At 34.8% G+C, this 13,864-nt stretch carries 11 protein-coding genes and 1 other annotated feature; of the genes, 10 read left to right on the top strand and 1 reads right to left on the bottom strand.

The window, feature by feature from the left end:
* The first annotated feature begins 15 nt into the window (after positions 1-15).
* The 10 genes from CQ058_RS13540 to srtB all read left to right on the top strand — a co-directional run bounded on the left by CQ058_RS13540 (position 16) and on the right by srtB (position 13,439).
* On the top strand, positions 16-2,376 hold the full coding sequence (locus CQ058_RS13540; protein WP_105589767.1) for an endonuclease MutS2: 2,361 nt from the start codon (positions 16-18) through the stop codon (positions 2,374-2,376).
* Between the two features lie 196 nt (positions 2,377-2,572).
* Positions 2,573-3,262 carry a 23S rRNA pseudouridine(2604) synthase RluF gene (locus tag CQ058_RS13530; RefSeq protein WP_002192416.1) on the top strand — a complete coding sequence of 230 codons (690 nt, stop codon included), beginning with the start codon at positions 2,573-2,575 and terminating at the stop codon, positions 3,260-3,262.
* Positions 3,263-3,369: 107 nt separating this feature from the next.
* Positions 3,370-3,620 (top strand) — a binding site (T-box leader).
* Positions 3,621-3,733: 113 nt separating this feature from the next.
* Positions 3,734-5,059 carry a branched-chain amino acid transport system II carrier protein BrnQ6 gene (gene brnQ6 / locus CQ058_RS13525; protein ID WP_002192417.1) on the top strand — a complete coding sequence of 442 codons (1,326 nt, stop codon included), beginning with the start codon at positions 3,734-3,736 and terminating at the stop codon, positions 5,057-5,059.
* A 460-nt stretch (positions 5,060-5,519) separates the two neighbouring features.
* Positions 5,520-6,266, top strand: a complete 747-nt coding sequence (gene isdC / locus CQ058_RS13520; RefSeq protein WP_105589766.1) for a heme uptake protein IsdC — start codon at positions 5,520-5,522, stop codon at positions 6,264-6,266.
* 23 nt (positions 6,267-6,289) lie between these two features.
* Positions 6,290-6,748 (top strand): NEAT domain-containing protein, encoded by a 459-nt coding sequence (locus tag CQ058_RS13515; protein ID WP_002192419.1) that lies wholly within the window; start codon positions 6,290-6,292, stop codon positions 6,746-6,748.
* A 32-nt stretch (positions 6,749-6,780) separates the two neighbouring features.
* Complete coding sequence (locus CQ058_RS13510) at positions 6,781-9,921, top strand: NEAT domain-containing protein (protein ID WP_105589765.1); 3,141 nt, start codon at positions 6,781-6,783, stop codon at positions 9,919-9,921.
* Positions 9,922-9,996: 75 nt separating this feature from the next.
* Positions 9,997-10,872 carry a heme ABC transporter substrate-binding protein IsdE gene (isdE, locus tag CQ058_RS13505; RefSeq protein WP_002192422.1) on the top strand — a complete coding sequence of 292 codons (876 nt, stop codon included), beginning with the start codon at positions 9,997-9,999 and terminating at the stop codon, positions 10,870-10,872.
* 27 nt (positions 10,873-10,899) lie between these two features.
* Complete coding sequence (locus tag CQ058_RS13500; protein WP_105589764.1) at positions 10,900-11,883, top strand: FecCD family ABC transporter permease; 984 nt, start codon at positions 10,900-10,902, stop codon at positions 11,881-11,883.
* The gene (locus tag CQ058_RS13495) at positions 11,873-12,643 is read left to right on the top strand and encodes an ABC transporter ATP-binding protein (protein WP_002088890.1); all 771 of its coding nucleotides are present in this window, start codon (positions 11,873-11,875) and stop codon (positions 12,641-12,643) included. Before CQ058_RS13500 ends, CQ058_RS13495 begins: the two co-directional genes overlap by 11 nt.
* 31 nt (positions 12,644-12,674) lie before the next feature.
* The gene (gene srtB, locus CQ058_RS13490) at positions 12,675-13,439 is read left to right on the top strand and encodes a class B sortase (protein ID WP_105589763.1); all 765 of its coding nucleotides are present in this window, start codon (positions 12,675-12,677) and stop codon (positions 13,437-13,439) included.
* A 69-nt stretch (positions 13,440-13,508) separates the two neighbouring features.
* Here srtB and isdG read toward each other — a convergent pair whose 3' ends face one another.
* Positions 13,509-13,832 (bottom strand): heme oxygenase, encoded by a 324-nt coding sequence (gene isdG / locus CQ058_RS13485; protein ID WP_002015426.1) that lies wholly within the window; start codon positions 13,830-13,832, stop codon positions 13,509-13,511.
* Positions 13,833-13,864 lie beyond the last annotated feature (32 nt).

Below are 13,864 nucleotides of genomic sequence, written 5' to 3'. Positions count from 1 at the left end.
GGGGGGACCTGCAACATGTTAGAACGAACGTTGCGTGTATTAGAATACAATAAAGTAAAAGAACAATTACTTGAACATACAGCATCTTCACTTGGTCGTGATAAAGTGAAGAATTTAGTGCCAAGCACAGATTTTGAAGAAATTGTGGAATTGCAAGAAACAACGGATGAGGCAGCGAAAGTCATCCGTTTAAAAGGACATGTACCACTTGGAGGGATTTCTGATATTCGTTCAAATATTAAGCGTGCGAAAATTGGAAGTATGTTAAGTCCTTATGAATTAATTGAAATCGCAAGTACGATGTACGGTAGTCGCCAAATGAAACGTTTCATTGACGATATGATTGACAACGGTGTTGAGCTTCCAATTTTAGAAACACATATCGCGCAAATTGTGTCTTTATATGATTTAGAAAAGAAGATTACAAATTGTATTGGTGACGGCGGTGAAGTAGTCGATAGCGCAAGTGACAAATTGCGTGGTATTCGTAATCAAATTCGTACTGCGGAAAGCCGTATTCGTGAGAAATTAGAAAACATGACGCGTTCTTCAAACGCGCAAAAAATGTTATCAGATGCAATTGTAACGATTCGTAACGAACGCTACGTAATCCCGGTAAAACAAGAATACCGCGGCGTATATGGTGGTATTGTTCACGATCAATCTGCTTCTGGACAAACATTATTTATCGAACCGCAAGTAATCGTGGAATTAAATAACGCACTTCAAGAAGCACGTGTGAAAGAAAAACAAGAAGTAGAACGCATTTTAATGATGTTAACGGAAGAAGTAGCAGTGGAAGCTGATATTGTTTTATCAAACGTAGAAGTAGTTGCAAATCTTGATTTTATTTTTGCGAAAGCTCTTTATGCGAAGCGAATTAAAGCGACGAAGCCAATCGTAAATAATGAACGCTACATGGATTTAAAACAAGCACGTCATCCGCTTATTGATCCGGAAATTATCGTGCCAAATAACATTATGCTTGGTAAAGACTTTACAACAATCGTTATTACAGGACCGAATACAGGTGGTAAAACAGTTACACTGAAAACAGTCGGTATTTGTGTCTTAATGGCGCAATCTGGTCTTCATATTCCAGTAATGGATGAATCAGAGATATGTGTATTTAAAAACATCTTTGCTGATATCGGTGATGAGCAATCGATTGAACAAAATTTAAGTACATTCTCTTCTCATATGGTAAACATTGTAGATATTTTAGAAAAAGCTGATTTTGAAAGTTTAGTCCTATTTGATGAATTAGGTGCTGGGACAGATCCGCAAGAAGGGGCTGCACTAGCGATTTCTATTTTAGATGAAGTATGTAACCGTGGTGCTCGCGTTGTTGCAACGACGCATTACCCAGAATTAAAAGCATATGGATACAATCGTGAGCAAGTTATTAATGCGAGCGTTGAGTTCGATGTGAATACATTAAGCCCAACGTACAAATTATTAATCGGTGTACCAGGACGTAGTAACGCCTTTGAAATTTCGAAGCGTCTTGGTTTGTCTGATCGCGTTATTGATCGCGCTCGTAACCATATTAGTACAGATACGAACAAAATCGAAAATATGATTGCAAAGCTAGAAGAAAGCCAAAAAAATGCAGAGAGCGAACGAAAAGAAGCGGAAGAACATCGTAAGCAATCTGAAAAACTTCATCGTGAATTACAGCGCCAAATTATTGAATTTAACGATGAGCGCGATGAAAAATTATTAAAAGCGCAAAAAGAAGGGGAAGAAAAAGTCGAAGCTGCAAAGCAAGAAGCAGAAGGCATTATTCAAGAACTTCGTCAATTGCGTAAAGCACAGCTTATAAACGTGAAAGACCATGAGCTTATTGAAGCGAAGAGCCGTCTAGAAGGTGCGGCGCCAGAGCTTGTGAAGAAACAAAAAGTACATGTGAAAAATACAGCGCCGAAACAACAGTTACGATCAGGTGATGAAGTAAAAGTGTTAACGTTCGGTCAAAAAGGTCAATTGCTTGAAAAAGTAAGTGATACAGAGTGGAGCGTACAAATTGGTATTCTGAAGATGAAAGTGAAAGAATCCAATATGGAATACATTAATACACCGAAGCAAACTGAGAAAAAAGCAGTCGCAAGTGTGAAGGGTAGAGATTATCACGTGTCGTTAGAGCTAGACCTTCGCGGCGAACGTTATGAAGATGCAATGATGCGCGTTGAAAAATATTTAGACGATGCACAGCTTGCAAGCTATCCTCGTGTATCAATTATTCACGGTAAAGGAACAGGAGCGCTTCGCCAAGGTGTACAAGATTACTTGAAGAAACATCGCGGTGTGAAAACCTACCGCTACGGTGACATGGGCGAGGGAGGCCTAGGCGTAACAGTTGTCGAATTAAAATAGCAAACAACCAAACAAAAGGGGAAACCATTATATGTTTATGGACAAACTTGCAAAAGTATTGTTAGCTTGTTGCGGAATATTTTTGGTAATTGGGGTTATTTATTTAGTTGTTTTTGCGAAGTAAAGGAGCGTCAATCTTGGCATAATGATATTGCCATGGATTGACGCTTTTAATCTATAAGAAAAGGAACAAAACATGAAAATCAACCAATACATAAGCGAAGTAAAATCCTGCTCAAGACGTGAAACAGACCGTCTCATTAAAGCAGGACGTGCCTGTATTAACGGTGAAGTATGTACGCACGGTGCACTCGTTAATGAAGGTGATATTGTAACGATTGATGGGCAAGTTATTGCAAAAGAAGAGAAAGAAAAGGTGTATATTGCCTTCCATAAACCAGTCGGAATTACTTGTACAGCAGCCGAACATATTGAAGATAATATTATTGATTATATCGATTATCCAGAACGAATCTTTCCTGTTGGACGATTAGATAAAGCATCGGAAGGACTCATCTTATTAACGAATGACGGTGCGATTGCGAATCAAATTTTGCACGGTGATCATGAGCATGAGAAAGAATATGTTGTCACTGTTGATAAGCCGTTTACAGATTGGTTTATCGATGAGATGTCCAGCGGTGTAAAGATTAAAGATGGAATGACGAAGCCATGTAAAGTGACGAGAGTTAATCAGTCTACATTCCGCATCGTTTTAACGCAAGGAATGAATAGGCAAATTCGTAGAATGAGTCGTGCTTTCGGATTTACTGTAACAAAGCTAAAGCGAGTACGCATTATGAATATAGAGCTAAATGAGCTTGAAGCTGGAAAATGGCGAGACATTACACCTAAGGAATTAGAAATATTAATAGGGCAGTTATAGGGAGGAAAGTTTTCTCCCTATATTTTTTTGTCAGAAAAAATAAAACTATTGATTTTTTAAAAAATAGCCCATATAATAAAAAACAACAAGTTTCGACAATATATTTTATAAAAGTAATGATGAGGACATGAGTTGTTTTTGACGATTCTCAGAGAGGGAAGCCTTAGGCTGTGAGCTTCCTAATACGGAAAGACAAACTTACCACCTCTAAACTTCAAGAGTGAACTGCAGATGCATTGTAATTCTTGGCGGATAAAACCGTTATCAATTTACACGAGCTATAAAATGAGCTTATTTCGTTATAAATTCATTTTATTAGAATAAGGGTGGAACCACGATTTCAACACTCGTCCCTTTGTTAGGGACGGGTGTTTTTTGCGTTCTTTTACGGGGAAGTATGCTTGAAAGAGGATATGTGACGGATTTTAATTCAGAATATTTTGTCAATAAAATAATTAGGAGGTAGTAGAAATGAAATCATCTTTAAAGTTTTCTGAGATGTTTGCAATAAGCTTAATGTTATTTGCACTGTTTTTCGGTGCCGGTAATATGATTTTCCCACCAGCGTTAGGGCAAGGTGCTGGAACAGATGTATGGATCGCGTTATTTGGCTTTATCGTAACAGGTGTAGGACTGCCTTTATTAGGAGTTATTGTTATAGCTCTAAAGGGAGATATTAATGAATTAGCAGGACGTGTACATCCTGTATTCGCGCTAATTTTCATTACTGCAATTTATTTATGTTTAGGCGTATTTGTTAGTGTGCCACGTACAGGGACTGTTGCTTATGAAATGAGTGTTGCACCGTTTTTACCAAGTGAGATAGCTGGTCAATCCTATCCACTTGTTATCTTTACATTTATTTTCTTTGCAGTAACTTTCTATTTAGCATTAAACCCATCGAAATTAGTGGGGCGCATTGGTAAAGTGTTAACTCCAATTTTATTAGCTGTTATTGCAATTATTGTAGCGAAAGCAATTATGACTCCAATGGGAGAGTTTGGTGCCCCTACAGAAGCGTATAGTGCCCCGCTCTTTAAAGGTTTTATTGATGGATATTTAACTTTAGATGGACTTGCAGCACTTGTTTTCGGAAATGTTGTGATCAATGCTTTAAAAGCAAAAGGCATTACAAATAAGAACAGTATTGCAAAAGTAACAATCTTTGCAGGATTTATTGCAGCACTTGGCTTACTTCTTGTTTATTTAGCACTTGCTTACCTTGGAGCTTCAAGTGTTTCACTTGGAATGGGAGCAAACGGCGGAATTATTTTAACAAACGTCGTGAATCATTTATTTGGTAGCTACGGAACATTATTACTAGGTATCGCAATTACAGCAGCATGCTTAACAACTTCTGTCGGTATTGTAGCAGCTTGTGGAGAATATTTTTCTTCGTTATTACCAAAGCTTTCTTATCAAAAAGTCATTTTTATTTTCTCTGTATTAGCATTTATGGTAGCAAATCTTGGTTTAACTCAGTTAAACGCATTAGCATTGCCGATTTTAATTGCAATTTACCCAATTGGTATCGTACTGATCGTATTATCACTTGTTGAAAACTATATTCGCCTTCCATTAGCTATGTATGTAGGCGGTATTGTAGGCGCATTTGCAATTAGCTTCTTTGATGGATTGCATAATGCAAATCTTCAAGTAGCGGCCCTTGCTCCTATTTTAGATAAAATTCCATTATATAGTGTAGGGATTGGTTGGCTAGTTCCGGGTATCATTGGAATTGCAATTGGATATGTAGTTTCTTTATTTCAAAAGCAAGAAATTGCTGTAGAAAAATAAGGGAAAGAGGCTTTCTTTAAAAGAAAGCCTCTTTTTTTGTAGAAAAATTATATATAGAAGAATTCAGATATTAAAAATTTTATACGTAATATAGTTGACAAAAAAATTACCAGTAGGCTAAGATTGACTTAGTTGTGGAAATATTGGAAGGGAAGAGGTTTTCTATGACTATATCATTTTTGTAAGAAGAGGTGATAGAACGATAGAATTAGGCGGTTTATTTTTTTTGAAATTCGTTGAGAATGATAATCAATAAAATGATGAAAGAGTTTTATGTTTATTCTTATAGGAAAAATTGGTGGGATTATTTTTTTGTCTATCAATGAGAATGATAATCAATATATTTCTAACTACATAGTGTTACTCGTTATAAAATAGAGATAGAAAGATTATTTTTTTTCTTATATATTGAGAATAATTATCATTTTCAAAAAAGAAAAACAAGGAGGCAGTAAGGTAAATGAGAAAGTTTTCGGTATTACCCGCTTTTATTATGACATTCGTATGTATGCTAGCTTTTCTCGTAGTGCCATTCGGACAAGCTTCGGCAAATGTAGCTGACGGTACTTACGATATTAACTATGTCATACAAAAAGCAGAAAATGATTCAGCTTCAATGGCAAATGATTATTTTGAAAAACCAGCTAAGTTAATTGTAAAAAATGGTGAGATGAGAGTACAAATTCCTATGAATCATAGTGCTTGGATTACAGAATTTAAAGCACCAGAGAACGGGAACTTTGTTGATGCAAAAGTTGTTAGTAAAGATGAATCTGCAGATAAAAGAACTGTAGAGTTTAAAATAGACGACTTATCTAAACCAGCAGCTGTAAAAATTCATGTTGTTGTACCGAACGTAAATTATGACCATAACTACACAATTCGCTTTGCGTTTGATGCAAATGTAAAAGCAGTAGGTGGAGAGAATAAGACAACTGCTGCAATAAAAAATGAAGATCAAACTCAAAAAAATACACAAGTAAAAGAAGAAGTGAAGAAAGAAGAGAGCAAAGAAACAAACAAAGAAACAAACAAAGATGTAAATAAAGATGTAAATAAAGATGTAAATAAAGGAACAAATGAAAGTGGGAAAGCTGAAAAAACAGATAACCCAAAAACAAGTGATGAAGCACGTATCGGATTATTTGCAGCATTACTCCTTATTTCAGGTGTTTTCTTAGTTCGTAAAGTGAAGTTAGGTAAATAAATCTTTGGAAGGGCGATGAATATATGTTTAAACAATTTAAAATGATTATTGCCGTATTTGCTGTCTTACTTACGTTTATAGCAACACTAGGGTTACAAGATGCAAAAGCTGCTACACAACTAGCTGATAGAAAATATAATATTGCTTTTACTGTATGGAAAGGCGATAAAGATGAATCATCTAGAATGAATAGTTATTTTGAAAGTCCAGCAACATTAACAGTTAAAAATGGAAAACAATACGTTTCATTGAAAGTGAAAGATAGTGTTTCTATTAAAAGTTTCCAAGTAGAAAAAGATGGTCAATTTTTAGAAACAACAGTCTTAAGTGAAAACAAAAAAGAGAATACTAGAGTAGTAGAATTTGAAGTTGCTGACTTGTCAGAAAAACTAAAAGGAAAGGTGAAAATTAACATCCCAATTATTAATTATAACGCTTCATATGATATTCGTTTTGTATTTGATGGGAACAGCATTAAATAATTGGAAATTTTTTAAAAAGGAGAGTCATTCTATTGAACAGGTATTTTAAAATTGTTGTTGCAATGTTTCTAACGATTTTCACATTCGTATCAACGCTACAACCACTTGCAGTTCAAGCTGCTAGTCAACTAGCTGACGGTGAATACTCAATCGGTTTCAAAGTTCTTAAAGACACATCAGATGAAGAATCTATGATGAATCAATACTCTGTAAGTCCAGGAACTTTAAAAGTGAAGAATGGGAAAAAGAAAGTATCCTTTACGTTAGAACATAGTTCATGGATTACAAAGTTTGAAACGGAAAAAAGTGGTCAGTTTGTTGCGACAAATGTAATTAGTGAAGATCAAGAAAAAGATACAAGAGTCGTAGAATTCGATGTGGACGATGTAGAGAAGGTATTAAATGCGAAAGTAAAAGTAGACATTGATTTTTTAAATTATCATCATGACTATGATGTGCGTATTGCATTTGATCAAAATAGTATTACACCGATTCATGTAGAACAACCAAATGAAAAAGAGGACCCAGCTAATAAGCCAGATCCAAATGAAAATCCGGATCCGAGTCAGAAGCCCGACCAAAAGCCTGACCCAGATCAACAACCAAATTCTAACACAATTAAAGATGGAGAGTACAGCATTCCATTTAAAGTGTTAAAAGATCAAACAGATGAAGAATCTAAGATGAATACTTACATGGTAAATCCAGGGGTATTAAAAGTAGAAAACGGTAAGAAAAAAGCAATTGTAACGTTAAAAAATAGCTCATTAATTAAAAATTTCCAAACGGAAAAAGATGGCGCATTTGCTGATGCAAAAGTAGTGAGTGAAGATAAAGAAAAAGATACAAGAGTAGTAGAATTTGAAGTAGACGATTTATCTAAAAAACTAAATACAAAAGTATTTATTGAAGTGGCATCACAAGGTTACAAGCAAACACATAATGTACAACTTTTATTTGAACAAGATAAACTTGAACAAATTAAAAATGAAGAGAAACAACCGGAAGTAGAAAAACCAGATACTGAAACAATTAAAGATGGTGAGTACAGCGTTCCGTTTAAAGTGTTAAAAGATCAAACAGATGAAGAATCTAAGATGAATACTTACATGGTAAATCCAGGGTTATTAAAAGTAGAAAATGGTAAGAAAAAAGCAATTGTAACACTAAAAAGTAGCTCATTAATTAAAAATTTCCAAACGGAAAAAGATGGTGCGTTTGTTGATGCAAAAGTAGTGAGTGAAGATAAAGAAAAAGATACAAGAGTAGTAGAGTTTGAAGTAGACGATTTATCTAAAAAACTAAATACAAAAGTATTTATCGAAATGGCATCAAGAAACTATAAGCAAACACATGATGTGCAACTTTTATTTGAACAAGATAAGCTTGAACAAATTAAAAATGAAGAGAAACCAGAAGTAGAAAAACCAGAAGTAGAAAAACCAGAAGTAGAAAAACCAGAAGTAGAGAAACCAGAAGTAGAGAAACCGGAAGTAGAAAAACCAGATGGAAACAAAAATCCAGATGCTGAAACAATTAAAGATGGTGAATACAGTATCAATTTCAAAGCTTTAAAAGATCAAACAGAAGAAATTTCAATGATGAACACGTATACAAAGAGTCCAGGCGTGTTAAAAGTGAAAGATGGTAAAAAATATGTATCATTCACATTAACGAATAGCGCTTGGATTACAAAGTTTGAATTTGATAAAAATGGTTCGTTTGTTGATGCGAGTGTATTGAGTGAAGATACGAAAGCTGATACGCGTGTAGTGGAAGTGGAAGTAGCAGATTTATCGAAAAAATTAAACGCAAAAGTAAAAGTCGACATCGATTCAATGAATTATCATCATTTCTATGATATTCAATTTGCATTTGATAAAGATAGCATTAAACCGTTAGATAACCAAGGCGGAAATGATAACCAAGGTGGAAACGACAACCAAGGCGGAAATGATAACCAAGGTGGAAACAACAACCAAGGCGGAAACAACAACCAAGGCAATAATACAACAATTGATCCAAACGCTCTTAAAGACGGTGAATACAGCATTGGCTTTAAAGTATTAAAAGATCAAACAGATGAAATATCAATGATGAATACATACACAAAAAGCCCAGGTGTATTGAAAGTAAAAGATGGTAAGAAATATGTATCGTTTACATTAACAAATAGTACATGGATTACAAAGTTTGATTTTGAGAAGAATGGCTCGTTCGTTAATGCAAAAGTATTAAGTGAAAATAAAGAGCAAAATACAAGAGTAGTAGAAGTAGAAGTAAATGATTTGTCTAAAAAATTAAATGCAAAAGTAAAAGTAGATATTGATTCAATGAATTATCACCATTTCTACGATGTTCAATTTGTATTTGATCAAGATAGTATCAAAGCTTTAGGGAACCAAGGTGGAAACGATAACCAAGGTGGAAACGATAACCAAGGCGGAAATGATAACCAAGGTGGAAACGACAACCAAGGCGGAAATGACAATCAAGGTGGAAATAATACACCGAAAGTAATAGTTGATCCGAAAAATTTAGTAGATGGTCAATATGATATTACATTTAAAGTGTTAAAAGACAAAACAGAAGAACTTTCAAAGATGCATGACTATACTGTAAATCCAGCAAAATTAATCGTTAAAGATGGTAAAAAGTACATTGAGATGACGCTGAAAAATAGTGCGTGGATTACGAAATTTCAAACAGAAAACAATAGTCTTTTTGCTGATGCAAAAGTAGTAAGTGAAGATAAAAATGCAAATACGCGAGTAGTACAATTTGAAGTAGAAGATTTATTTAAAAAATTAAATGCAAAAGTGAAAGTAGACATTGATGAGATGAACTACCACCACTTCTACGATGTCCAAATTCAATTTGATACAAATAATATTGGTGCGTTAGGGACTATTAAAGATGATCCAAAAAAAGATCCGAAAAATGATCCGAACAATCCAGTGATTACACCGAAAGTAGATAATGTAAAAAAAGTAGATAATCCTGATTTTAACCGAAATGCAGATGATAAGAAGAAAAAAGAAGATCAAAAAAATGATTCGAAAAAAGAGAAAAACTCAAAAACGGCAGATACAGCACAACTAGGTTTATACATGGTGCTATTGCTTGGGTCACTTGCTTTACTAGTTCGTAAATATAGAGCAGGTAGATTGTAATTTTTGGAGTCTTGATGCATGTTTGCATGCATCAAGACTTGTTTCATATTGTTTGGAAAGGAGTGGTGATTAAGAGTGAAGAAAATTGTAAGTGTACTAATGGCTATCATTTTATTAGTGAGTATAGCTGGATGCCAGGCGCCCCAAAAAGAAACAGCGAAGCAGGTAAAGAGTGAGGGTAAAGAGAGGATTGTCGCAACGACAGTTGCTGTTACTGAAATTATGGATGCGTTAGAAGTAGATTTAATTGGTGTACCAACAAGTACTAAAGATTTACCAAAGAGATATAAAGGTTTACCTGAAGTTGGGAATCCGATGAGTCCTGATATGGAAAAGGTAAAATCATTAAAGCCGTCAGAAGTATTATCCGTGACAACACTTGAATATGAATTAAAGCCAGTTTTTGATGGTGTAGGTATGAAAGCAAACTTTTTAGATCTAACAAGTTTAAAAAATATGCAAAATTCCATTAGTAATTTAGGTAAGCAATATGGACGTGAAAAGCAGGCTGAAGCAGTTGTAACTAAGTTAGATAACAAGGTTGCAGAGATTCAAAAAGCAGTAAAGGGAAAGAAAGAACCGACAGTGCTTATTTTATTAGGTGTACCGGGGAGTTATTTAGTAGCAACAGAGCATTCTTATATTGGAGATTTAGTGAAACAATTAGGTGGTAAAAACATTGTACAAGGTGAACAAGTAGAGTATTTAGCTTCTAATACAGAGTATTTAAAAAAAGCTGATCCAGACATTATTTTACGAGCGGCACATGGTATGCCTGATGAAGTTGTAAAAATGTTTGATAAAGAATTTAAAACAAATGATATTTGGAAACACTTCGCTGCAGTTAAAAATAATCGTGTTTACGATTTAGAAGAGCGTTTATTTGGAACGACAGGAAATTTAGCAGCGACTGAAGCGCTAGATGAATTGAAAAAAATGATGTATCCGTGATGCATTTTAATATAAAGGAAGATTAGCATGAATAAAAAATTTTGGAGTTTCTTTATTGTTACTGTATTACTCATCATTATGACTTTGTTGTCAGCGACGAAAGGTAGTTTAGAAGTAGGTATTATTGACCTTGTACAAGGAATATTTACAGGGGCAAATGAAGATGTTGAAGTGATTAAAGATTTACGTTTCCCACGTATTATTATTGCACTATTTACTGGAGCAGCTCTTGCTGTTTCGGGCGTGCTCTTCCAAGCTGTCATGAAAAATCCACTTGCTGATGCTGGGGTAATCGGGATATCTTCAGGAGCAAGTTTTATGACACTTGTTATTATTACGCTATTCCCGCAATTCTTTTTCTGGACGCCGGTATTCGCCTTTCTAGGTGGTGCGTTTGCATGTTATCTCGTTTATTCGTTTTCATGGAAATCAGGATTAAGTCCGCTTCGCATTATTTTAATTGGTATTGCCATTAATGCGATGTTCACTGGATTAAATGAATCGTTCATTACGATTTGTGGATACTTCATTAAGAGTATTAAGCAAACGACGACTTCTAATATAACGATGAAGACGTGGGGCGATGTAGAAATAATGGTTATTTATGGAATAACTGGTCTTATTCTTGCACTGTTTGTCGGAGCTTGGTGTAACTTATTATCTCTACAAGATAAGACTGCAAAAAACTTAGGCTTGCACGTGACGAGAGTTCGTCTTATTATTTCTGCCATTGCAGTACTCTTAGCGGCAGTATCAACAGCAATTGCAGGTGTTATCGCTTTCGTAGGATTACTCGTTCCGCACATTTCAAGACAACTAGTTGGTTCAGACCATAAAGCATTAATTCCATTTTCTGCTCTTGCAGGGGCGTTATTAATTTTGACGGCGGATACGATTGGAAGGTTAATTGTGCCACCTAACGAAATTCCAGCAGCGACGATTATGGCAGTTATTGGTGGCCCATTCTTAATATTCTTGCTTAGAAAGAGTGATAAAGTTCATGGAAATTAAAAATGTAACCTTTTCGTACGATAATGTGACGGATCGATTAAAGTCGGTTAGTAGTGAAATAGAGATTGGTAAAATTACAACAATTATTGGACCAAACGGTTGCGGGAAATCAACATTACTTGGTGTGATGTCAAGAAATCACGATCCTCGTAGTGGAGAGGTAATACTTGATGGGAAGGCAATTAGCCAATATAAACCGAAAGAATTTGCTAGAAAGTTAGCCGTTGTCCATCAACAAAATGAAGCACCGGCAGATATGACGGTAGAGAAATTAACAAGCTTTGGCCGTATGCCTCATAAAAATATATTTTCTTCGCAAACTGATGAAGATAGAGAAGCAATAGAAAGGGCTTTAGCATGTACGAATTTGCTAAGTAAACGTGATAAGGAAATTCATGCTTTATCTGGTGGAGAAAGACAGCGTGTTTGGATTGCCATGACGTTAGCTCAGAAGACGCCAATGCTCTTTTTAGATGAACCGACAACATATTTAGATATTTATTATCAACTTGAAATATTAGAGTTAGTAAAAGAATTAAATGAAGCACAAGGATTGACAATCGTTATGGTATTACACGATATTAATCAGGCGATTCGCTATAGTGATCATATCATTGTTATGAAAGACGGCGAAATTGTTACAAAAGGCAAGCCGAATGATGTTGTGACAGAAAGTATGATAAAGACGATATACGGTGTAGATGTCGTTGTAAAGCAAGATGAAGATACAGGATTGTATATGGTCCCAATGGGTATTTAAACATGCGAACAATCCGTTTTGAGGTGATAATTTGAGTAGCAAAAAAGAAAGGAAGAAGAATTCTTTTTTTCAACGAATACTTACAGTTGTTTTTTTAGGTACCTTTTTCTATTCAGTATATGAATTAGGTGATATTTTCATGGATTACTATGAAAATCGTAAAGTAATGGCCGAAGCACAAAACATTTATGAAAAAAGTCCGATGGAAGAGCAATCACAAGACGGGGAAGTGCGTAAACAGTTCAAAGTTCTGCAGCAAATTAACCAAGAAATAGTTGGATGGATTACGATGGATGATACACAAATTAATTATCCAATCGTTCAAGCAAAAGACAATGATTACTATTTATTTCGAAATTATAAAGGTGAAGATATGAGAGCAGGAAGCATTTTTATGGACTATCGTAATGATGTGAAATCTCAAAATCGAAATACTATTTTATATGGTCACCGTATGAAAGATGGTTCTATGTTTGGAAGTTTAAAGAAAATGTTGGATGAAGATTTCTTCATGTCGCATCGTAAATTATATTACGATACATTATTTGAAGGATATGATCTTGAAGTGTTTTCGGTGTATACAACAACAACTGATTTTTATTACATTGAAACGGATTTTAGTAGTGATACGGAATACAAATCATTTTTGGAGAAAATTCAAGGGAAATCGCTGTACAAAACGGATACAAAAGTGACAGAAAGTGATCAAATCGTAACACTTTCGACGTGTGACTATGCACTTGATCCAGAAGCGGGAAGATTAGTAGTACATGCTAAACTAGTAAAAAGACATTAAATAAAAAAAGTATAGAATATGAGAAGTGGTAACACTCTTCATATTCTATACTTTAAAAAAGAAATATGCTTACTGTGCTGCAGCCATTGGCATACGTACAACTTTTACATCATAGTAAGCAATTTTATTATCAAGAATATAGTCTGGCATCCCGCCTTGATGTGAGTGAGCATCTTTAAATGCTGAGCTCTTTGTCCAACCTTGGAAATCTTCTTTTGCATTCCAGCGAGTGCTAATTGTTACTTCATCATAATCAACTGTATTTTGCGTTAAAAGAACTTCTAATCCTAAAAATCCTGACATTGTTTCGACTTTACCTACTTTATTAAAACGCTCAATTAATTTATGGCCATTTCCCTTTGTAATTTTAGTTGTATTTGTAACAATAATCATGTTTATTCCTCCTATAAATGTAGCCTTTATTT

Origin of the sequence: Bacillus sp. MYb56, assembly GCF_002976445.1 — a bacterium.
Classification (GTDB): domain Bacteria; phylum Bacillota; class Bacilli; order Bacillales; family Bacillaceae_G; genus Bacillus_A; species Bacillus_A mycoides.
The sequence above is the reverse complement of the archived record's forward strand: the minus strand, read 5'-3'. Positions and strand labels throughout refer to the sequence as shown.